Source organism: Ramlibacter sp. P4_H7, assembly GCF_056400765.1.
This window is the reverse complement of sequence record NZ_JBFUKP010000030.1, coordinates 1-19,616: the sequence shown is the minus strand read 5'-3', so window position 1 is coordinate 19,616 and position 19,616 is coordinate 1. Positions and strand designations below refer to the sequence as shown.

The following is a 19,616-nucleotide window of genomic DNA, read 5'->3' as shown; positions in this document are numbered from 1 at the left end:
GCGGCTCAGTTCTTCCGCGTGCGGCTGTTGACCTCGCCGACGGTGTCGTATTCGCGCCGGATCTCCGAGGTGACGCGCGCGGCGGGCTCCCAGTCCTGCACGATGCCCAGCGGCAGCAGGCGCGCGGCGATGGCCGGGTCCTTCGCCACCTTCTGCAGCGCGGGCACGAGCGCCTGCGCCACTTCCGGCGGCGTGCCGGCGGGCAGCATCCAGGCGAACCACACGCCCAGGATGTCCTGCCGGTAACCGAGCCGGGCCAGCGTCGGCACGTTGGGCAGTTCGGGGAAGGGATTGGAGATCGCGATCGCCTTGAGCGAGCCGCTCCTGATGTGCGGGGCCACGGCGCCCAGCGCCAGGATCACGCCTTCCACCTGGCCGCCGATCACGTCGGTGACGGCGGGCGCGGCGCCCTTGTAGGGGACGGAGAGCAGGTCGGTCTCGGCCACCGAGTTGATCACCTGCACGCTCAGGTCGCCGGCGGAGCCGGGGCCGGCATTGCCGACGTGCACCTTGCCCGGGTTCTTCTTCGCGTACGCCACCAGCTCCTGGAAGGTGCCGAAGGGCGCGTCCTTGCGCACCACCAGCACCGAGGGCGTGCGGGTGGTGATGGCCAGCGGCGCCAGCTCGCGCAGCGGGTCGTAGGACGCCGCGGCGGGCTCCAGCACGCGGCGGATGGTGAGCGGGCTGTTCTGCGTGAACAGCAGCGTGTAGCCGTCCTTCTTCGCCGCGATCACCTGCTGCACGCCCAGTGCGCCGCCGGCGCCGGGCTTGTTCTGCACCAGCACCGGCGTGTCCAGTTCCTTGCCGAGCAGCTCGGACATCGCGCGCGCCGTGGTGTCGCCGCCGTCGCCCGCGGCCAGCGGCACGATCACGGTGATGGGGGCCTGGGGCCAGCCGGCCTGCGCGAGCGCGGCCAGCGGCGCCGCGGCCAGGGTGCACGCCGCGAGCAGCGCGGCGGTCCTGCGGTTCATCCTCGTCTCCTTGGTGTTCGTCGTCACAGCGGGATCACCATCAGCGTCTCGACCACGCGCGAGTCCAGCTTGAAGTGGCGTGCGCGGAACAGCGGCTCGGGCCCGGTGGCGTCCACCACATCATCGCACTGTCCGGCGGCGAACACCTTCATGTCGCCGTCCAGGTCCAGCGTGCGCACCACGAGAAAGCTGGAGCGCACCTGCAGCGTGCCGGCCTCGCCGCCGACGATCTGCACGCCCGAGACGATGTGCCGGTAGTGCTGCGGCTCGTAGATGTTGGCCAGCCGCATGGACTTGATGCGGTCGCGCAGCTGCGCGGCGGAGCGCGCGTCCATCAGCGCGTGCGGCAGGCCGCGGTCGGCGTTGAAGCGCGACTGCACCGTATAGCGGCCCTCGGGCAGCATCAGCTCGCAGATCGCCTCGACGCGGTTCTCGTCGATGCAGCGCGCCCATTCGTGCAGCAGGTTCTCGATGGGTCGGTGATGTTGTTCGTGCAGCAGCGGCATCGTCAGATCCCCATGTCTTCCCGGTAGGTGTTCCAGAAGTTGCGGATCGCCCGCTCCGACAGCTTGTTGCTGCCACCGCTTTCCAGGGTGGACCCGCCCATGTGGATGTAGCTCTCGCCGTCGGCGCCGTCGCCGATCGCGCGCTTGATCATCTCGCACACCGCCGCATCCTCCACCGACACCATGCCGGCCGAACCCGCCAGGTTCATCTGCGCCAGGCGCGCGCGGCTGGTTTCCTCGTCGTCGTCTTCGAACCCGAAGTAGGTCCACACCAGGTCGCACTGGCCGGGGCCCTTGGGCAGCAGCTGGCGGGTGGCCAGGCTGTTGGCGATCTGGTGCAGCACGAAGGACGGGTACGCGGTGAGGATCTGCACGCTGACGCCGTCGCCGAACTCGTCGCGCCACTTGAGGATGCCGGGGTCCTCCAGCTTCAGGCCCTCGTTGTGCGAGCGCAGCGCGGAGGCGGTCTCTCTGTAGTCGGCCGACTGCTTCTCGGTGCCGGCCTTGGTCCAGAAGTAGCAGTGCCGGCCGGCCGCATCCAGCACCATGCCGGACTCCTGCGACTGCCGCGACAGCCCGAAGGTGCCGTAGAACGTGTGCAGGATGTTGGCGTGGTACGAGTCGCGCGGGTTCTCGTGGTACGCCTTCCAGTTGGCGTGGATGCGCTGCGTGTCGTAGCCCAGCACCTTCAGCGGCTTCCTGCAGACGCGGCGGATGCCGTCGCCGACGTCGCCCAGCCACTCTTCCAGCGGCGGCGTGTCGTCCCGGAAGGTGGCGAACACCACGCCGGCAATGGAGGCCACGCGCAGCTTGCGCAGCCCGTGCGCCTTCATGTCGAAGTCCTTCGGCAGGCCGCCTTCGCCGCGCAGGCCGTTGCGGAAGGCGACGAAGGTGAGGTCGCCCTTCAGGTTGTAGTTCCAGGAGTGGTAGACGCAGTGCAGCTTCTCCGCCTGCCCGAACGCCTCGCGGCACACCATGTTGCCGCGGTGGGCGCAGCGATTGAGCATCGCATGCAGCGTGCCGTCCTCCGCGCGCGTGAGCAGCACGTTGGCTTCGCCGATGTAGGTGTTCTTGTACGCACCGGGCTGCGGCACCTCGGCCTCCAGCCCCAGGTAGTGCCAGGAGCGGCCGCGGAAGATCTCCTGCTGCTCGCGCGCGTACACCGCAGCGTCGTTGTAGACCCAGTAGGGCGCGCTGGTGAAGCCGCCTTGCGGCCAGGGGCGGCGGATGGCGGAGGCAGGAATTTCCTGCTCGGCCGGCGTGGAGGTGAGGGGGCAATCCATTCGCCGCAGTGTGGCGGCCGGCAGCACGCGGTTCAAGGCGCCTTTGCGCATAGCGCAAAATCGGCCTCATGGCTTCCCCTGGCACCGAGGCGCGCAACAAGGACCACATGGGCGGCTTGGCCAAGGGCTTGCGTCTGCTGGAGGCCTTCGACGCCGCGCACGCGCGCATGACGGTGAGCGAGGCGGCGCGCGCCGGAGACCTCAGCCCGGCCTCGGCCCGGCGCTGCCTGCTGACCCTGTGCGGGCTGGGCTACCTGCGCAGCGACGGCAAGCACTACTGGATGGACCATGGCGCCTTGCGCATCAGCCATGCGTACGCCTCCTCGACGCAGTTGCCGCGCCTGTTGCAGCCGGCGCTGGATGCGCTGAGCGAGCGCAGCCGCGAGTCGGCCTCGCTGGCCGTGCTGCATGGCGACCGCGTGCTGATCGCCGCGCGCTCCACCGCGCGCCGCACGCTGCGGGTGGGGCTGGCGGTGGGTTCGCGCCTGCCGCTGCACTGTTCGGCGGCGGGCCGGGCGCTGCTGTGGGGCCATGCCGATGGCGAAGTGCGTGCCTTGCTGGCCGGCGCGCCGCTGGAGCGCTTCACGCCGCGCACGCTCGGCTCGGTGCGCGACCTGCTGCGCGAACTGGCGGCCTCGCGCGAGCGCGGCTACACGGTGTGCGACGAGGAGATCGAACTGGGTGTGCGCTCGATCGCGGTGCCCATCTTCACCCGCGAAGGCGCGGTGGCGGCGGCGATGAGCATCTCCACGCGCGCCGAGCGCATGACCGTGGCCGAGATGGCGCGCAGCTACCTGCCGGCGCTGCTGCGCAACCAGGCGGGGGCGCGCGAGCTGGCGCTGCGGCCCTGAGCCTGCCTTGCTCCCTCTCCGCCTGGGAGAGGGCTGGGGTGAGGGCACGCGGCGCTCGACATCGCGCTCCCGACCCTCACTCCGACTTGATTTCGAGCCGCTTCACCACCGGCTCCCAGCGCGCGCTTTCCGCCTTCATCGCCGCTTCGGCGTCCTTCGTGCTGCTGCCGATCGCGAGCAGGTCGGACGCCTGCAGCTTCGTGCGCACCTCGGGCTTCTTCATGATCTCCATGACTGCGCGCTCCAGTTCCGCGACGATGGGCGCGGGCGTGCCCCTCGGCGCCTGCAGCACCAGCCTGAAGCTGATGTCCAGGTCGGGCTGGTTCAGCGCCTTGGCCAGCGTCGGCACCTCCGGCGCCAGCGGCGACGGCTCCGCGGACGACACGGCGAGCGCGTTGAGCTTGCCGGCCTTCACGTGCGGCAGCACGGTGGGCGTTGCCAGGAAGCCGCAGTCCGCCTCGCCGGAAAGCACCGCCAGCGTCGCCGGCGCCGGGCCCCTGTACGGGATGTGTTCCATCTTCGCGCCGGCGGTCTGCAGCAGCATTTCCGCCGCCAGGTGGCCGGGCACGCCGGGGCCGCCCGACGCATAGGTCATGCGGCCCGCCTTGGCCTTGGCCAGCAGTTCGGGGACCGTCTGCACGCCCGTCTTCGGATTGCAGACCAGCATCTGCGTGAAGGCGGCGATCACGGACACGTTGACCAGCTCGGTGCGCGCATCGAAGTTCAGCCTGGGATAGACAAGCGGATTGACCGTGACCACCGTGTCGGGGCTCAGCACCAGCGTGTAGCCATCGGGTTCGGACTTGGCCGCGACTCCGGCTGCGAGGCTGTTGCCGACGCCGGCGCGGTTCTCCACCACCACCGGCTGCCTGACGCGCTGGCTCAGTTGCTCCGCGAAGATGCGCGTGACGATGTCCGAAGGGCCGCCCGGCGGCGAGCCCACCAGGATGCGGATCGCCTTCGCTGGCCAGGCCGCCTGCGTGAAGCCGGGGGCGGGCAGCAGCAGGAAGGCGGCACCGACAACGGCGGCGAAGAAGCGAACGGGCATGGAGGACCTCCGGTGAAGCGGCCATGCTAGGGCTGCCACGCAGCGCTGCAAAGGGCGCAGACCTGCCGAGCTGCAGGGCGCGTACCTTCCTACTCAGTTTCGCGCCACCGATGCGGAGGGGACACTTATTCCCTGAAGATGCAACGATTTATTGCGTGGCGGCCGAGCAGGCCCAGCGCAACTCCGCTTCCAGAATGGCCTCCCCGTGCGTCGCAGGGTCCGTTGCGACACGGCACACGCAAGACAGAACTGGAGGCATCCATGGACATCTCGAGCTCGGTCCGGGGACGCGCGACAGCGCGCGCGCTCGGTGGAATCGGCGTTCTTTCGTTCGCCGTGGTGTTGGCGGCGTGCGGCGGCGGCTCCGGCTCCGGCGATGCGCAGTCGAAGCGCGTCGGCGACCCGGGCGGCAGCGGACCGCTGTCGCTGGCGGTCGTGTCGTCGAAGCCGGAATGGGTCAGCGGCGGTGACACGCTGCTACAAGTCTCGGGAGTCCCCGGCAGCTCCGACCCGAAGCTGCTCGTCAACGGGTCCGAGGTCGCGGCGAATTTCCTGCAGGCGAGCGAGGGCCGGTACTACGTGCTCGCCACCGGGCTCGTGAATGGCACCAACACGCTGACGGTGCAGGCGAACCGCGGGCAGAGTCCCTTCAGCTTCAGCATCTCGCAGCAGGTCACGAACTACCCGCGGCAGGGCCCGATGTTCAGCGGTCCCTGGGAGACGCCCTTCATCTGCCAGACCAGCACGTTCCGGATCTTCCCGGGCGGACCGTTCCTGCCGGCCTCCGTCGCGCCCGCGTGCGCGGTCGACACCCGCGTGGATTACGTGTACCGCAATGCCGCAGGCAACTTCGTCGCGCTGCCGTCCACGACGGCGGTGCCGGCCGACGCCGGCACGACCACCACCTCAGAAGGCCACACGGTGCCCTACATCGTGCGCATCGAGACCGGCACGCTGAACCGGTCGATCTACCAGACCGCCGTGCTGCATGACCCGACGGCCGACGCCGCTCCATCGCCGGTCGCCAAGCCGGGCGGCTGGAATGGCAAGCTGGTCTACACCTTCGGCGGCGGCTGCACCGGCGGCTGGTACCGGCAGGGCAACAGCACCGGCGGCGTGCTGGACCACAACATCCTCAAGCAAGGCTATGCCCTGGCGTCCTCGTCGCTGAACGTGTTCGGCAACAACTGCCAGGACGTCACGCCGGCGGAGTCGATGGCGATGGTGAAGGAGCGCTTCATCGAAACCTATGGCCCGCCGCGCTACACGATCGGCTGGGGCTGCTCGGGCGGCTCCTACCAGCAGTACCAGATCGGCGACAACTATCCCGGGCTGCTGGACGGCATCCTTCCCGGCTGCAGCTTCCCCGAGGTCATGTTCGCGACGGTGTACGCGATCACCGACATGCGGTTGCTGGGCAACTACTTCCGCAACACGGCGCCCGGCACGTTCACGAACGAGCAGCAGCGGCAGGTGGCCGGCATCCAGAACCTGGAGACCATGTTCACCGACACGGTCTACAACGGCGCCATGCGCATCGCCCCCAACCTGTGGACCGCGCTCGATGGCTCCACGCGCACGTTCTGCCCGTCCGTGCTGCCCGTGGCGCTGCGCTATGACCCGGTGACCAATCCGACCGGCGCCCGCTGCGACGTGTACGACCACGCGGTGAACCTGCTCGGACGCGATCCGGCCACGGGTTTCGCGCGCCGGCCGATCGACAACGTCGGCGTGCAGTACGGCCTGGCCGCCCTGCGCTCGGGCGTGATCACGGCGGACCAGTTCCTGGACCTCAACGAACGCGTCGGCGGCTACGACGTGGATGCGCACTTCCAGCCGGCCCGCACGCAGGCCGACCTGATCGCGACGCGCCACGCCTACCGCACCGGGCGGCTGGTCAACGCCGGCGGCGGGCTGCGCGGCCTGCCCATCATCGACTACCGCGCCTATGCCGATGGCAACGCCGGCGGCGACATCCACCTGCGCTACCACTCGTTCTCGATGCGCGAGCGGCTGGTGAAGGCCAATGGCGACGCGGCCAACCAGGTGATGCTGCACGAGGACTTCCGCTACGGCTACTACTCGAGCGACAGCCCGCTGCTGCTGTCCGCGCTGGCCCAGATGGACCAGTGGATCGCCGCGATCCAGGCCGACAACGCGCCCGGTACCGCGCACGAGAAGGTCGTGCGCAACAAGCCGTCGGGGCTGCGCGAAGGCTGCAACACGCGCGACGCGACGCCGACCTTCATCGCCGAGACGCAGCAGATGAATGCCGGCCAGTGCGCAACCATCTACCCGGTGCCGCCGGCGCCGCGCGCCATCGCCGGCGCGCCGGTCGCCGCCGACGTCATCAAGTGCACGCTCAAGCCGGTGGCGGCGGGCGACTACGCGGGCTTCACGCCGGCGCAATTGACGCGGCTGCAGGCGATCTACCCGGCGGGCGTGTGCAACTACGCGGTGCCGGGCGTCGAGCAACAGGGCCTCGTGGGCACCTGGCTGTCATTCTGAAGGAGAGAGTGAAGGAGCGGGCGGGGCGCGCGGCGCCCCGCTTTGTCATGCGCCGTCCGGCCGCCGGTGGCTGGAGCCACCCTGGTTGCCGGCATCGCCGCCGCGCAGCAGCAGCGTGAGCAGCAGCGCGGATTCGGTGCGCGCGCGCACCGAATGCTTTTCCTTCGCGGGCAGCACGACCACGTGGCCGGCGCGCAGGTGGCGCACGCCCGCGCCCATCACCACCTCCACCTCGCCTTCCAGGCAGTGGATGGTGCATTCGTCGTCCACGTGGTGCTGCGGCATGTCCTGGTGCGGCGCGAGCACCAGGTGCAGCAGCTGGATGCGGTCGGTCTTGATCAGGCTGGTGCTGACCGCGCCGTGCAGCCGCTCGCCCAGCGGGGCGACGCTGATCACGTCCAGGGGTTGCGCGTGGGGCAGGGCCATGGTTTCACCTCGCGTCTTTCCCGCCCATCTTGGCGGGGCGCAGGCCGACAGTATGTAGGACGGCTGCCCTGCCGCGTCAATCGGCGCGGATGTTGTTGGCGCGCGCGACGCTGGTCCACAGCGGAATCTCGCTGGCGATCAGGCGCGCGAACTCCTCGGGCGAACTGCCGGCCGGGTCGATCGCGAGCGCCTGCATGCGGGCGCGCACGTCCGGCAGCTTGACGATGCGCTGCACCTCCGCCGCGATCTTGTCGACGATCGCCTTGGGCGTGCCGGCGGGCGCCAGCAGGCCGCTCCAGAACTGGATGGTCAGGTCGATGCCCTGCTCGGCCATGGTGGGCACGTCGGGCAGGGCAGCGATGCGCTGCGGCGAAGTGACGGCCAGGCCCTTCATCAGCCCGCCCTTGATCGGGCCGACCGCGGGGCCGGAATCCACCAGCGTCAGCGTCAGCTGGCCCGAGGCCACCGCGTTGACCGACTCCATGCTGCCCTTGTACGGGATGTGTTCCGCGCGGATGCCGGTCTTGCTCTTGAGCAGTTCGGTGGCCAGCCGGAAGGACGCCGCGCTGGAGCCGTAGTTGGACTTCTCCGGGTTGGCCTTCGTGTAGGCGACGAGTTCCTGCACGTTCCGGAAGGGCGCATGGGCGCCCACCGACAGCACCAGCGGGAAGGTGCCCACGACGGACACCGGCACCAGGTCCTTCACCGGGTTGTAGGGCAGCTTGTCGTACAGCGCCGGGTTGAACACGATGGGGCCGCTGGCGCCCATCAGCAGCGTGTAGCCGTCGGGCGCCGCGTTCGCGACCGCGACGCTGCCGACGATGGCGCCGGTGCTGGGCTTGTTCTCCACCACCACCTCGCGGCCCAGGCCTTCCTGCATCTTCTGCGCGAGGATGCGCGCCAGGATGTCATTGGCGCCGCCGGGCGCATAGCCCACGACGATGCGGATCGGCTTGCTGGGATACGCCGCCGCCGGATCGGGTTGAGCCTGCGCGCCCGCGGGCAGTGCGAGCGCGACGAGCGCCGCACCGGCGAGGGACTGGACGAACTGCTTGCGCTTCATGGGGGTCTCCTGATTCGGGATGGCTAGGGCGCGGCCACCTGCACGTGCAGCACCGCCGCACGGCCGTCGTCGACCGCCTGGATGCAGCGGCGCAGCGCCGCTTCGAGTTCGCCGGGCTCGCGCGCGTGTTCGCCGTGGGCGCCGAAAGCCTGCGCCACCTGGTCGAAGCGCCGCACCTCGCCGGTCAGCTGGGCGTGGAACTGGCGCCCCTGTGCCGCCTCTCCATCGGGGTAGACGCGCAGCACCGCTTCCTTGACTGCCTGCCAGCCGCCGTTGTCCAGCACCACGGTGAGGATGGGAAGCCGGTAGCGCTGGGCCACCGCGTACACCGACGTGGGCGTGGAGAAGTGGAAGCCGCCGTCGCCCACCACCTGCACCACGCGCCGCCCGGGCCGCGCGAGCTTCGCGCCCAGCGCCATGCCGCCGCTGTAGCCGAGGCCGCCGCCCGCACATCCGAGCAGCGTGCCGGGTTGGGTGCGCAGGATCTGCGTCAGCACGGACGGCGAATTGCGGATCGCCTCGTTGACGACGATGTCGTGCTCGCCGATCGCGCGGTCGATGGCGGCGCAGACGAAGGCCGGGGCGATGGCATCGCGCGTGCCGGGTTGCGTGGCTGCGGCCGCGAGGGCTTGCGTGCGCTCGTCCCGCTCGCGCGTCCAGCCGGCGGTGCGATCGCGCACCCGCGTTCGGAAGGCCTCGTCGGCCTGCGCACGCACCGCCTGCAGGATCTGCGGCAGGGCCTGCGCGCAGTCCGCCTGCACGCGCAGGTCGGTGGCGAAGCCCCACATGGGGAAGTCCTTCTTGAGCGCGTCGACGTCGACGTGCACGAAGCGCGTGCCGGCCTCAGGCTGCAGGAACTTGGGCAGCCACGGCACGTCCACGTCCAGCAGCAGGCACAGGTCGGCGCCGGCCAGTGCCTTCGCCGGATCGAAGCCGCCGAAGCAGGGCGAGGCGCGCGACACGTTCATCGCCGTGGGCATGAACTCGTGCACGCGGATCCCGCATTCCATCGCCAGCGCCTCCAGCGCGGCGACCGCTTCCGGCTTGCGTCCCAGGTAGGAGGTGATCACCACCGGCTTGCTTGCCTGCAGCAGGGCGCGTGCGATCTCACCGGCGCTTTCCTGCGGGAGGCCGCCCGCGTGCACGGGCCCGAAGCGCGCGGCCGGAAAGCTCGCCACGCGCGCGTCCTCCCACTCCTCCGCCAGCGTCTCGCGCGGCAGCGTCAGGTACACGGGGCCGGGCGGGTCGCTGTGCATCACGCTATGCGCGCGGCGCAGCACCTCCTTGGCCACCACGCCGCTGGGCAGCGCGTATTCCCACTTCACGTAGGGCCGCACCAGGCTGCCGATGTCGAAGGGGTCCTGGACGAAGTGCACGTAGTTGTCGCGCGAGCCGGGCAGTTCGCCGCGCAGCGTGAAGGGCGACTGGCCCGCCATCAGCAGCACCGGCCAGCGCGAGCGGAACAGGTTGTGCATGCCCATCGCCGCGTTGGCGGTGCCGGCGTCCACGTGCACCAGCACGCCCTGGCCGCGGCCGGTGACGGCGGCGTAGCCCGCGGCCATGTGGATCGCGACGTTCTCGTGCGGGCACAGCACCACGTTGGGCTGCGGACGGCCTTCGCGCGTGAACTGCGCCATGGCCTCGATCAGCGACACGTGGTCGGTGCCGAGGTTGGAAAACAGGTGCTCGATGCCGGCTTCGGCGAGGCCATCGAGGAAATGGTGGGCCGTGCTGCGGCGCTGTGGATCGGGCATTGCCGCCGCAGCATAGGCGGCGGTTCGCGGCGCACCGGCTGGGGGAAACCCGCCCGGCGCCGCCAGAGTCAGCGCGGCGGGTAGTCCAGCTTGGGATACCAGGCCGTGCCGCGGCCATCCGGCGTGGTGTCCAGCAGCAGCCACAGCGGATCGAGGTCGGGCGCGCCGCGCGGGTCCTGGCCCGGATCGGCCATCTCGCCATTCATCTCGCCGCTCCAGAAGTGGCGGATCGCGCCGTCCTTGCGCGTGAACACGGTGTAGCCCGGCACGTCGGCATCCTCGGCGTTCACGTAGTCGCGGGTGAAGGCGCCGTCGCCGTCCGAGTAGACCTTCAGCTGGGTCCAGCCGCGCTCGCGCCTGGCTTCCACCAGCCGCTCGATCGGCGAGCGCGCCACGGCCGCCAGCGCCACGCGCTGTTCGATGTCCGGCACCTTGTGGTCCCAGGACGCCATCAGCGAAGTGCACATGGGGCAGGGGCGCTCGCGCTGCGGGCCGAACATGTAGCTGTAGACGATCAGCGTGTCGTGCGCCCCGAACATGTCGCGCAGCGTCACCGGCCCCTGCTCGCCCGCGAAGCGATAGTCCTTCTTCACTTCACCGCCGGGCGGCAGGGCCCGCCGCAGCGCCGACACGCGCTCCATGTGGCGGCGCAGTTCGAGCTCCTCGACCAGCAGCGCGTTGCGCGCCTGGCGGTAGGCCATGCTTTCGTTGGGGAAGTGCGCGTGGTTGCGCCGGGCCAGCTCGGCCGCAGGCACGAGGTCGGGTACGGAGGCCATGGAATCTCCTGGGGCTGCAGCGGCCAGTATGCCGCGACGGCCAGCTCAGCGAGGGGAGGACAAGGGCTGGAAACGCGCGACCTTGCGGCCGTCCACATCGACTTCGCCGAAGAACATCGCGTGCGGCCGCACCCACCAGCCGGAGTCGTTGTAGAGCGGCCGGTACACCACCAGCGGCTCCAGCGTTTCGCTGTGTCGCGCCGCGCCCAGCACCTCGTACTCGCCGCCCTTGTAGTGGCGGTAGCGGCCGGCCGGAGTCGCCGGCAGTGGCGGCAGGTCGCTCATTGCTCGGCCCAGCGCACCAGCGCTTCCAGGTCGGCGTACATCGGCGTCTTGGACGAGATGTCGAGCGCGCCCGTGTCCAGCAGGGTGATCGCCCGCATGCACGACTCCGCCTTGTGGTCGTTGCCCAGCATGTTGCGCACCACGGCGTCGCCGGGGCCCTGCACCGCGGTGCGCAGTTCGCGCACGATGGCGTCGCGCTTCTCGGGCCCGCCCGTGGCCGCGACCTCTTCCACGCGCTTGTCCATGTACTTGGCCGATGCCGCGACGTAGCGCGCATTGCGCCGCTGCCACTCGCTGACGAAAGCCTGCGGGGTTTCCATGCGGCCCACCAGCGACAGGCATTCGCGGGCGATGCGGCCGACGATGAAGTTGCCGGTGCTCACGTACAGGCTGGCGTCGTCGCGGGCCTTGGTGGCGATGGAACTGGCTTGCTGCGCCCAGCAGGCCGGCAGGGCAAGCAGGGCGAGGGCCACGACGGCGATTCGGCGGTAAGACATGGTGGGACTCCTGCCGGTGAGTCTAGCCCGGGCATTGGCTGCCGCCGTCCCGGTGCCGCAACGGGAACGCCGCCGCGTGAACTTTGGACGGCCCCGTCGCGTTTCGGTGTGGACGCCCGGCTTCAGTCCTTCGGAATCATCGCCGCGTTGAACGCCACCTCCCACAGGTGGCCGTCGGGGTCCTGGAAGTAGCCGGCATAGCCGCCCCAGAAGGTCGGGCCGGCCGGCTTGGTGACGATGGCGCCGGCGCGCCGGGCTTCCTCCATCACGGCATCGACCTCCTCGCGCGAGGCGACGTTGTGCGCGAGGCTGAACTCGGTGGGGCTGCGCGGGGTGACCGGCAGGCCGCTGTCGTGGGCCAGGCTCCGGCGCGGCCACACGGCCAGCTTCAGGCCCAGCGCGAGGTCGAAGAAGGCGACCGCGCCGTGCTCGAACTCCTGGCCGACGATGCCGGCCGTGGGCAGGCCCAGCCCATCGCGGTAGAAGCGCAGCGCCCGCTCGAGGTCGTCCACGGCGAGGGTGACCAGTGTGACGCGCGGCTTCATGGTGCTTCGCTGATTTCCATGGTGCGAGCAGTATGGCGCTGCCAGCGGCGCGCGGGGTCCAGGCGCACGCGCGAGCTGCGGCCGGGCTACTTCGTCGCCCGACCGTGCGAGCGGGCTCGTTTCGCTGCCGCGCAGGCTCCTAGACGGCGCGGTTGTAGCGCTCGACCTGGCACTCGTAGCTGCCTGGACTGGTGGCGCAGGGTGACCGCAGGTCCACCGGGCCGAAGCCGGAGCAGCCCGCCAGCCCGAGCAGCGCCAGCAAGCCGAGGGCGGTGAGGGTCTTGTGCATGCGTGCTCCTTGTCGTGCGGCTGCCTGCCCGACTGTACTCCCGCGGTCCGGAAGTGCCGGGGCACCTGCGCCCATGCCGCAAAATTGCTGCCGACCAGGAGATCCCATGCCCATCGCATTCGCGCCGCAAGGCGCCACCGCCCACAAGTCGCTAGCGACCCTGCGCCGCTGTTTCGATGAAGTGACGGCCGCTCTCGCGCAACGCTGCAGCGACGGGCAGCGCCTCAGTGGCCGCAAGCTGGACGCCGAGCAGGTGGCGTGCTTCGAACTCGCCTGGGCCGCGGCCGACCTGCTGGCGGCGCAGGCGGGACTCGCCACCATCGGACGGAACAGCAGCGAGCTGGACGCGCGGCTGGCCCTGCTGTTCGCCGTCGAAGCCGGCGCTGCCGTGCTGGGCCGGCTGGAGACGCTGTCGCTGGAACTGGGCCTGCCGCTCGCCGGACTGCGCGCCCTGCGGGACGACCCGGCCTGGGATGCGCTGCGCCAGTCCGCCGGCGGCGCGCAGGCGCTCGATGCCGCGGGACGCGCCGTGGCGGCGGCGGCCGGCGAGGTCGGCGTGGTGCCGCTGGACGAGCCGCATGCGCTGGCGCAGGAATCCTTCCGCCGCTTCTCCGCCGAGGTGGTGGCGCCGCAGGCGGAAGCGATCCACCGCGACAACCTCACCGTGCCCGAGTCGCTGCTGCAGCAACTTCGCGAGATGGGGGTGTTCGGCCTGTCGGTGCCAGAGCAGTACGGCGGCAGCGCGCCCGATGACCGCGAGGATGCGTTGCTGATGGTGCTGGTGACGGAGGCCCTGTCGGAAGGCTCGCTGGCCGCCGCCGGCAGCCTGATCACGCGGCCGGAGATCCTCACCCGGGCGCTGCTGGCCGGCGGCACGCGCGAGCAGCAGGGCCGCTGGCTGCCGCGGCTGGCCGCGGGCGACCCGCTGTGCGCGATCGCGATCACCGAGCCGGACCACGGCTCCGACGTCGCCGGCCTCACGCTGCGCGCGTCCCATGTGCCGGGCGGCTGGAAACTCAATGGCGCCAAGACCTGGTGCACCTTCGCGGGCAAGGCCGGCGTGCTGATGGTGGTGGCGCGCACGGACGCCGACCGTTCGCTGGGCCACAAGGGACTGAGCCTGCTGCTGGTGGAAAAGCCCTCGTTCGACGGCCACGAGTTCGAGGTCCGTCAGGAGGGCGGCGGCACGCTCAAGGGCCGCGCGATCCCCACCATCGGCTACCGCGGCATGCACTCCTTCGACCTCGCTTTCGAGGACTACTTCGTGCCGGAGGACAACCTGGTGGGCGGCGAGGCGGGCCTGGGCAAGGGCTTCTACTACACGATGGCGGGCATGGTGGGCGGGCGCATGCAGACGGCGGCGCGCGCCTGCGGCGTCATGCGCGCGGCGCTGCGCGCGGCGATCCGCTACTGCGAGGACCGCAAGGTGTTCGGCCAGCCGCTGGCCGACTTTCCGCTGACGCGCGCCAAGCTGGCACGCATGGGCGCGCGGCTGGCGGTGTGCCGGCAGTTCGCCTGCCGCGTGGCCGGCCTGGTCGATGCGGGAGAAGGCCGGATGGAAGCGAGCCTGGTCAAGCTGCTGGCCTGCCGCTCCGCCGAGATGGTCACGCGCGAGGCGCTGCAACTGCACGGCGGCATGGGCTACGCCGAGGAGTCGGCGGTCAGCCGTTACTTCGTGGACGCGCGGGTGCTGTCGATCTTCGAGGGGGCCGAGGAGACGCTGGCCCTGAAGGTGGTGGCGCGCAGCCTGCTGGAGCGCGCGCTGGGCGTGGAAGGGAGCGCGGCATGAGCATCCTGTCCGGCCTGCGCGTCGTCGAAGCGGCCGCCTTCGTGGCGGCGCCCCTGGGCGGCATGACGCTGGCGCAGATGGGCGCCGACGTGATCCGCATCGACACGTTGGGCGGCGGCCTCGACTACCGCCGCTGGCCCGTGACCGAGGAGGGCACCAGCCTGTTCTGGTGCGGCCTCAACAAGTCCAAGCGCTCGGTGGCGCTGGACCTGTCGTCGCCCGAGGGACGCGAGCTCGCGATGGAGCTGGTCACCGCGCCGGGCGACGACGCCGGCCTGTTCCTCACCAACTTCCCGCCGCGCGGCTGGCTGGACCCCGACAAGCTGCGCGCGCGCCGCGCCGACCTGATCCAGCTCACGCTGATGGGCGACCGCCACGGCGGCTCGGCGGTGGACTACACCGTCAACGCGCGCATGGGCGTGCCGCTGTTCACCGGCGAGCCGGGCGGCGACGAACCCGTCAACCACGTGCTGCCGGCCTGGGACCTGGTCACGGGCCAGATGGTCGCGGTGGGCCTGCTGGCGGCGGAGCGGCATCGCCGACGCACCGGCGAGGGCCAGCACGTGAAGCTCGCTCTGCAGGACGTGGGGCTGGCCGTGATGAACCACCTGGGCTTCATCGAGGAGGCCCGCCGCGGCGCGCCGCGCCAGCGCCACGGCAACGAGCTGTTCGGCGCCTTCGGGCGCGACTTCCGCACCGCCGATGGCCAGCGCGTGATGGTGGTGGGGCTGACCGCCAACCAGTGGAAGTCCCTGTGCGAAGCGCTCGCCATGCAGCCCGAGGTGGATGCGCTCGCGGCGCGCCTGGGCCTGGACCTCGGGGAGGAAGGCAACCGCTTCCGCGCGCGGCGCGAGCTCGAAGCCATCGTCGCGCCCCGGATCGCTGCGCGCACGCTGGCCGAGCTGGCGCCGGTCTTCGATCGGCTGCGCGTGTGCTGGGACCGCTACCAGGACATAGCCCAGCTGGTGCGCGACGACCCCGAGTGCTCGCCCGCCAACCCGATGTTCTCCACCATCACCCAGCCCGGGGTCGGCGAGATGCTGGCGGCGGGCCTGCCGCTGGACTTCTCCGCGCGGCAACGCGTGCCGGCCGCGCCCGCGCCGCGGCTGGGCGAGCACACCGAGCAGGTGCTGCAGGAACTGCTGGGCCTGTCGCAGTCGGAGTTCGGCCAGCTCGCCGCGCGCAAGGTGGTGGCGCCGGTGCGGTGAGCGCAGGGCGGCACGGCGGCCAGGGACGCGCCGCCGTCACATGCGCAGGCGGCCCGCGTAGCCCGTCATCTCCAGGTAGCCGCGGCCCACGCGCCGGCCCTGGCTGTCGATGAGGTCGGCCAGTCCTTCCCAGTAGATCGCGCCGGTGGAGTTGCGGCTGTCCAGCTCCTGGTTGTCGATCACCGCGCGCACCGTGTAGATGTCCGCCGGCGTGCGCACCATCCATTCCACCGGGTAGCTCGCGCCCGACAGCGCGCTGGTCCAGCGCCGCTGCGGGCGGAACTCCGTCTCGCCCGGACTGGCGACGTAGAGATCGCCTTGGGCGCTGCGGAAGGCGCCACCGTCCCACAGCGTGCTGCCGTCCTTGCGGCGGATGCGAAAGCCCATCAGCGCGCTGCCGTCGTCCAGGTTCATGCCGATCCAGTCCCAGCCCACGGCCTCGGCCGCCAGGTATTCGTCGCTCCATTCGTGGTCCATCCAGGCCTTGCCGCTGACCTGGAAGTCGCGGCCCTGCAGCGAGATCCTGCCGGCCACCGCCAGCTGGGGCAGGCTGTAGTAGTAGCTCGCCTGGTCCTCGCGCGGCCCCTTGCGCGACAGTCCCTGCCGGCCCTGCAGCAGCGCGGGCTGCGTGGCCGCGCAGCGCAGGTCCAGCGCGAAGCCCGCGGCCGGCACCACGGCGTGCCAGGCATCGCCCTCGCGCAGCAGCGACCAGTCGCGCAGGCGCAGACGCGCGTCGTCCTCAGCCGCCAGCGCGATGTCCATGCCTTCGCGGGCGATGCGGTCGTCGTGCCAGAGCTTGGCGCCCTGCACGTCGGTCACTGCCGCGTGCGCGAACAGGATCTGCTTCGCGGCGAACTTCGACTGCATGGCCTGCGTCGACTCGACCCGGCTGCGAAAGAACGTGACCTGGAATCCGAAGGTCCGGTCGCCCGCCTGCGCCTGACCGGTGATGTACCACCACTCGGTGCGCCGCTGCGGATGAGCGCCATGGTCGCGCGGGAACGTCATGCGCAGCGGCGGCAGGGACCAGGCGGCAGGCGCGAAGGCCAGCGCGGGCAGGGCGGCCAGCAGCGGACGCCGCCGCAGCAGCGGGACGGTGGGGCGGTTGGGCTGCTTCATCGAGCGCCATTCTCGCGGAGTTCGCGGCCGCGGCTGACCCTGCGCGCGGCAGGCCGTGCTAGGCTGGATTGGCACCACGGCGCGGCGGCACGGACCGTCGACGCCGACAACCACAAGGGAGCTTTCATGCGAATCCTCGGAACAATGATCCTGTCCTCGGCCTGGCTGCTCGCCAGCTGCGCGAGCGGCCCGTTCGCGCAGCAGCAGCCGGCCGGCAGTTGCGAGTCCGCGACCGTGCCGTCCGGTGCGGTGTTCGGCGTGCGCGAAGGCATGGACATCGCGACCTATCCCGGCAAGCTGCCGTCGGGCCACACCGGCTGCCAGCGCGTCTGGTACGGCGAGCGCCAGCGTCCCGAGGCGATGCAGGTGCTGGCCACCTACCAGTTCGACCGCGGCCGCGTGAGCCGCCTGACCGGGCGCGTGCCGGGCGGCGGCACGTACGACTGCCACTACCGCGATGGCGCGCTGGACACCGGCCGCTCGCAGAACGCGGCGCAATGCCCGAAGGCTTCGGAGCTGCAGCGCGCGGATTGAGCATGCCTTGTCGGCGGTTCGCTCCGACAGCCAAGGCTTGCCAAGCGGATGCGATGGGGGCGCAGGCGATTTGCGCTTCGGGGGGCGATCCCACACGCGTGCGTCTTCTTGACTGACATCGCTTCGGCCCGCAGGAGGACGCTACCGCGGCGGGACGGGTCGTATCAAAGGTGAGGACGAGCTTCCGGCTCGTCCGATCGTCAACCTCCCGAGGAGACCCAAGTGAACCCATCCGCCACGGTGCCGTCGCACACCGAACCTCGCGACCCGGACCTTGCCGAGCAGGCCCGTCCCGGCCACGGTGTTCCGTCGCAGGACCCGGACCCTGCGGCGCAGATTCCCCTGGAACCCGAGGAAGCCGAGCGCGAGGCCAAGTCCGTGCTGACGGGTGGCGGTGTGGTGGGCGGTGCGGCGGTCGGTGCCACCATCGGCGCAGTGGTGGGGGGACCGGTGGGTGTGGCGGTCGGGGGCACGCTGGGTGCCGTTGCCGGCGCCCTCGGTGGTGCTGCCGCGGGTGCTGCGATGAACCCGGGAGATGCGAGCAGCGACGAAACGGTGCCCGAGGACAGCGCGCCTGCAGACGCAGGCCACGATGCGACAGCCGGCGGCGTGAAGCCCTGACCCATCTCTCTAGTGTCCAGGCGTGATCCTGCGAAGCTTCCAACCCGTCGCTGACGCGGCGGACCCCGGCCTCGCCGCCGCGCCCTTCACCAGTCTTCCTTGACCGCGAGCACCGCATCGCGGCCGGCCGCCGCGCGTCCGGCCAGCCAGGCCGTGACGGTGCCCGCCACCACGACCGCCGCGCACAGCGCGAGCAGGCGCGCCCAGGGCAGCAGCAGGTCCATGGTCCAGTGGAAGCTTTGCGGATTGACCACGTGCACCAGCACCACGGCCACGCCCAGCCCCAGCGCCAGTCCCGCCAGTGCGCCGATGAAGGTCCACGCCGCGCCTTCGCCGGCCACGACGGTCAGGATCTGCCGGCGCGTCAGGCCCAGGTGCGCGAGCAGCCCGAATTCCTTGCGGCGCGCCAGCACCTGCGCGCTGAAGCTGGCCGCCACGCCGAACAGGCCGATCGCGATCGCCACGGCCTGCAGCCAGTAGGTGACGGCGAAGCTGCGGTCGAAGATGCGCAGCGAGATCGCGCGCACCTGCCCGGCCGAGGCGAACTCCACCAGGTCCGGCTGCCCCGCCTCCTGCTGCACCAGCGCGCGCACCCGGGCCTGCACATCCTCCAGGGACGCGCCTGGCACGAGCCACAGCTGCGCGTCGTTGACGCGCGTGTCGCCGGTCAGGCGCAGGTAGTCGCGCTGGTCGAGGATCACGGCACCGCTTTGCCGCACGTAGTCGCGCCAGACGCCGGCGACCACGAAGTTGCCGGGGGCCAGCGCGGACTCCAGCACGCGCAGCCGCTCCCCGCGCCGGGCGCCGTACAGGTCGACCATCGCCTCGCTCACGTAGACCGGGATGGCGCCCGCGGGCACCGTCACCGTGTCGCCCACCAGTGGCAGCGACTGGCGCGCATCGTCCAGCGGCCGTGCCAGCAGGGTCACGGGCGGCCGTGCGGGGTCGAGCAGCAGGCTGCGCACGCGCTGGGTCGCGACCCGCGCGACGCCCGGCAGCCGCGCGAGGCCCTGCACCAACGGAGGCGTGAGGAAGGCGGTGTCGCTGGATGCGGTGCTGTTGCTGGTGCGAACGTACAGGTCGGCGGGCAGCAGCACGTCCAGCCAATTGGCGACCGATTGCCGAAAGCTGGCCACCATCACGGTGAGCGCGACCGCCAGGCTGAGCGCGGCGACCACGCCGCTGACGGCGACCGCCGCGCTCTCGCGCACGCGGCGCGCGCGCTCCACCGCCAGCAGCGGCAGCAGCCGGTGCGCCACCAGCGGTGCCAGCCGGTCGTACAGCGCGCCCACGGCGCCCGGCAGCACGGCGATGCCGCCCACCAGCAGCAAGCCGACCGACAGGTAGGCCGCAAGCGGGATGCCGCCCACCGGCGGCAGCAGCGCGAGCAGCAGCGCAGCGGCCAGCGTGAGCCAGCCAAGCCCGTGCTGCCGGCCGCGCGGCAGCGCGGTGCCCAGGCCCTTGAGCGTCTGCGCCAGCGGCAGGCGCGCGGCGCTGCGCGCCGGCAGCCAGCCGCCTGCCATCGCGGCGGCGACGCCCAGCG

At 71.3% G+C, this 19,616-nt stretch carries 20 protein-coding genes; 6 read left to right on the top strand and 14 right to left on the bottom strand.

Features of this window, described 5'->3' with window-relative positions:
• Positions 1–5: 5 nt before the first annotated feature.
• Genes AC1DSA_RS24990 through AC1DSA_RS24980 form a run of 3 tightly spaced genes read right to left on the bottom strand, consistent with a single transcriptional unit; the run spans position 6 to position 2,760 of the window.
• Positions 6–971, bottom strand: a complete 966-nt coding sequence (locus AC1DSA_RS24990) for a tripartite tricarboxylate transporter substrate binding protein (RefSeq protein WP_477893756.1) — start codon at positions 969–971, stop codon at positions 6–8.
• 23 nt (positions 972–994) lie between these two features.
• The gene (locus AC1DSA_RS24985; protein WP_477893754.1) at positions 995–1,477 is read right to left on the bottom strand and encodes an aromatic-ring-hydroxylating dioxygenase subunit beta; all 483 of its coding nucleotides are present in this window, start codon (positions 1,475–1,477) and stop codon (positions 995–997) included.
• Positions 1,478–1,479: 2 nt separating this feature from the next.
• Positions 1,480–2,760: an aromatic ring-hydroxylating oxygenase subunit alpha gene (locus AC1DSA_RS24980; RefSeq protein WP_477893753.1), complete on the bottom strand. Its 1,281-nt coding sequence runs from the start codon at positions 2,758–2,760 to the stop codon at positions 1,480–1,482.
• 68 nt (positions 2,761–2,828) lie between these two features.
• Between AC1DSA_RS24980 and AC1DSA_RS24975 the strand changes: the two genes are divergently transcribed.
• On the top strand, positions 2,829–3,611 hold the full coding sequence (locus AC1DSA_RS24975) for an IclR family transcriptional regulator domain-containing protein (RefSeq protein WP_477893752.1): 783 nt from the start codon (positions 2,829–2,831) through the stop codon (positions 3,609–3,611).
• A gap of 76 nt (positions 3,612–3,687) precedes the next feature.
• Here AC1DSA_RS24975 and AC1DSA_RS24970 read toward each other — a convergent pair whose 3' ends face one another.
• On the bottom strand, positions 3,688–4,659 hold the full coding sequence (locus tag AC1DSA_RS24970) for a Bug family tripartite tricarboxylate transporter substrate binding protein (RefSeq protein WP_477893750.1): 972 nt from the start codon (positions 4,657–4,659) through the stop codon (positions 3,688–3,690).
• A 261-nt stretch (positions 4,660–4,920) separates the two neighbouring features.
• On the opposite strand from AC1DSA_RS24970, the gene AC1DSA_RS24965 reads away from it, so the two are divergent.
• Positions 4,921–7,167 carry a DUF6351 family protein gene (locus AC1DSA_RS24965; RefSeq protein ID WP_477893749.1) on the top strand — a complete coding sequence of 749 codons (2,247 nt, stop codon included), beginning with the start codon at positions 4,921–4,923 and terminating at the stop codon, positions 7,165–7,167.
• Between the two features lie 45 nt (positions 7,168–7,212).
• On the opposite strand, the gene AC1DSA_RS24960 is transcribed toward AC1DSA_RS24965, so the two are convergent.
• From AC1DSA_RS24960 to AC1DSA_RS24925, 8 genes are all read right to left on the bottom strand, one after another.
• Positions 7,213–7,593, bottom strand: coding sequence for a cupin domain-containing protein (locus AC1DSA_RS24960; protein WP_477893747.1), 381 nt, complete (start codon positions 7,591–7,593; stop codon positions 7,213–7,215).
• Between the two features lie 76 nt (positions 7,594–7,669).
• On the bottom strand, positions 7,670–8,656 hold the full coding sequence (locus AC1DSA_RS24955; protein WP_477893745.1) for a Bug family tripartite tricarboxylate transporter substrate binding protein: 987 nt from the start codon (positions 8,654–8,656) through the stop codon (positions 7,670–7,672).
• A gap of 23 nt (positions 8,657–8,679) precedes the next feature.
• Entirely contained in the window at positions 8,680–10,410 is a 1,731-nt protein-coding gene (locus AC1DSA_RS24950; protein ID WP_477893743.1) for a thiamine pyrophosphate-requiring protein, read from the bottom strand.
• Positions 10,411–10,478: 68 nt separating this feature from the next.
• Positions 10,479–11,186 (bottom strand): DUF899 family protein, encoded by a 708-nt coding sequence (locus AC1DSA_RS24945; protein WP_477893741.1) that lies wholly within the window; start codon positions 11,184–11,186, stop codon positions 10,479–10,481.
• A gap of 45 nt (positions 11,187–11,231) precedes the next feature.
• Positions 11,232–11,471 (bottom strand): DUF1653 domain-containing protein, encoded by a 240-nt coding sequence (locus AC1DSA_RS24940; protein WP_477893739.1) that lies wholly within the window; start codon positions 11,469–11,471, stop codon positions 11,232–11,234.
• Complete coding sequence (locus tag AC1DSA_RS24935) at positions 11,468–11,968, bottom strand: hypothetical protein (protein ID WP_477893737.1); 501 nt, start codon at positions 11,966–11,968, stop codon at positions 11,468–11,470. The genes AC1DSA_RS24940 and AC1DSA_RS24935 overlap by 4 nt, the downstream gene beginning before the upstream one ends.
• Positions 11,969–12,090: 122 nt before the next feature.
• Positions 12,091–12,513 carry a VOC family protein gene (locus tag AC1DSA_RS24930; RefSeq protein WP_477893735.1) on the bottom strand — a complete coding sequence of 141 codons (423 nt, stop codon included), beginning with the start codon at positions 12,511–12,513 and terminating at the stop codon, positions 12,091–12,093.
• A 139-nt stretch (positions 12,514–12,652) separates the two neighbouring features.
• Positions 12,653–12,802 (bottom strand): hypothetical protein, encoded by a 150-nt coding sequence (locus AC1DSA_RS24925; RefSeq protein ID WP_477893733.1) that lies wholly within the window; start codon positions 12,800–12,802, stop codon positions 12,653–12,655.
• 106 nt (positions 12,803–12,908) lie between these two features.
• Between AC1DSA_RS24925 and AC1DSA_RS24920 the strand changes: the two genes are divergently transcribed.
• Both AC1DSA_RS24920 and AC1DSA_RS24915 read left to right on the top strand, forming a co-directional pair.
• Complete coding sequence (locus AC1DSA_RS24920) at positions 12,909–14,591, top strand: acyl-CoA dehydrogenase family protein (RefSeq protein WP_477893731.1); 1,683 nt, start codon at positions 12,909–12,911, stop codon at positions 14,589–14,591.
• Positions 14,588–15,799, top strand: a complete 1,212-nt coding sequence (locus AC1DSA_RS24915; RefSeq protein ID WP_477893729.1) for a CoA transferase — start codon at positions 14,588–14,590, stop codon at positions 15,797–15,799. Before AC1DSA_RS24920 ends, AC1DSA_RS24915 begins: the two co-directional genes overlap by 4 nt.
• A gap of 36 nt (positions 15,800–15,835) precedes the next feature.
• On the opposite strand, the gene AC1DSA_RS24910 is transcribed toward AC1DSA_RS24915, so the two are convergent.
• On the bottom strand, positions 15,836–16,918 hold the full coding sequence (locus AC1DSA_RS24910) for a lipocalin-like domain-containing protein (RefSeq protein WP_477893727.1): 1,083 nt from the start codon (positions 16,916–16,918) through the stop codon (positions 15,836–15,838).
• Between the two features lie 126 nt (positions 16,919–17,044).
• On the opposite strand from AC1DSA_RS24910, the gene AC1DSA_RS24905 reads away from it, so the two are divergent.
• Both AC1DSA_RS24905 and AC1DSA_RS24900 read left to right on the top strand, forming a co-directional pair.
• The gene (locus AC1DSA_RS24905; protein WP_477893725.1) at positions 17,045–17,452 is read left to right on the top strand and encodes a hypothetical protein; all 408 of its coding nucleotides are present in this window, start codon (positions 17,045–17,047) and stop codon (positions 17,450–17,452) included.
• Positions 17,453–17,674: 222 nt separating this feature from the next.
• Complete coding sequence (locus AC1DSA_RS24900; protein ID WP_477893723.1) at positions 17,675–18,073, top strand: hypothetical protein; 399 nt, start codon at positions 17,675–17,677, stop codon at positions 18,071–18,073.
• Positions 18,074–18,159: 86 nt separating this feature from the next.
• Here the strand turns inward: AC1DSA_RS24900 and AC1DSA_RS24895 are convergent.
• The coding region (locus AC1DSA_RS24895) for an ABC transporter permease (protein WP_477893721.1) at positions 18,160–19,616 on the bottom strand (1,457 nt) is incomplete at its 5' end.

Coding starts and splice junctions, on each gene's coding strand:
- AC1DSA_RS24985 (WP_477893754.1), bottom strand. CDS start 1,477: ATGCCGCTGCTGCACGAACAACATCACCGACCCATCGAGAACCTGCTG.
- AC1DSA_RS24915 (WP_477893729.1), top strand. CDS start 14,588: ATGAGCATCCTGTCCGGCCTGCGCGTCGTCGAAGCGGCCGCCTTCGTG.
- AC1DSA_RS24955 (WP_477893745.1), bottom strand. CDS start 8,656: ATGAAGCGCAAGCAGTTCGTCCAGTCCCTCGCCGGTGCGGCGCTCGTC.
- AC1DSA_RS24905 (WP_477893725.1), top strand. CDS start 17,045: ATGCGAATCCTCGGAACAATGATCCTGTCCTCGGCCTGGCTGCTCGCC.
- AC1DSA_RS24960 (WP_477893747.1), bottom strand. CDS start 7,593: ATGGCCCTGCCCCACGCGCAACCCCTGGACGTGATCAGCGTCGCCCCG.
- AC1DSA_RS24935 (WP_477893737.1), bottom strand. CDS start 11,968: ATGTCTTACCGCCGAATCGCCGTCGTGGCCCTCGCCCTGCTTGCCCTG.
- AC1DSA_RS24910 (WP_477893727.1), bottom strand. CDS start 16,918: ATGAAGCAGCCCAACCGCCCCACCGTCCCGCTGCTGCGGCGGCGTCCG.
- AC1DSA_RS24950 (WP_477893743.1), bottom strand. CDS start 10,410: ATGCCCGATCCACAGCGCCGCAGCACGGCCCACCATTTCCTCGATGGC.
- AC1DSA_RS24975 (WP_477893752.1), top strand. CDS start 2,829: ATGGCTTCCCCTGGCACCGAGGCGCGCAACAAGGACCACATGGGCGGC.
- AC1DSA_RS24980 (WP_477893753.1), bottom strand. CDS start 2,760: ATGGATTGCCCCCTCACCTCCACGCCGGCCGAGCAGGAAATTCCTGCC.
- AC1DSA_RS24965 (WP_477893749.1), top strand. CDS start 4,921: ATGGACATCTCGAGCTCGGTCCGGGGACGCGCGACAGCGCGCGCGCTC.
- AC1DSA_RS24930 (WP_477893735.1), bottom strand. CDS start 12,513: ATGAAGCCGCGCGTCACACTGGTCACCCTCGCCGTGGACGACCTCGAG.
- AC1DSA_RS24920 (WP_477893731.1), top strand. CDS start 12,909: ATGCCCATCGCATTCGCGCCGCAAGGCGCCACCGCCCACAAGTCGCTA.
- AC1DSA_RS24925 (WP_477893733.1), bottom strand. CDS start 12,802: ATGCACAAGACCCTCACCGCCCTCGGCTTGCTGGCGCTGCTCGGGCTG.
- AC1DSA_RS24940 (WP_477893739.1), bottom strand. CDS start 11,471: ATGAGCGACCTGCCGCCACTGCCGGCGACTCCGGCCGGCCGCTACCGC.
- AC1DSA_RS24990 (WP_477893756.1), bottom strand. CDS start 971: ATGAACCGCAGGACCGCCGCGCTGCTCGCGGCGTGCACCCTGGCCGCG.
- AC1DSA_RS24945 (WP_477893741.1), bottom strand. CDS start 11,186: ATGGCCTCCGTACCCGACCTCGTGCCTGCGGCCGAGCTGGCCCGGCGC.
- AC1DSA_RS24970 (WP_477893750.1), bottom strand. CDS start 4,659: ATGCCCGTTCGCTTCTTCGCCGCCGTTGTCGGTGCCGCCTTCCTGCTG.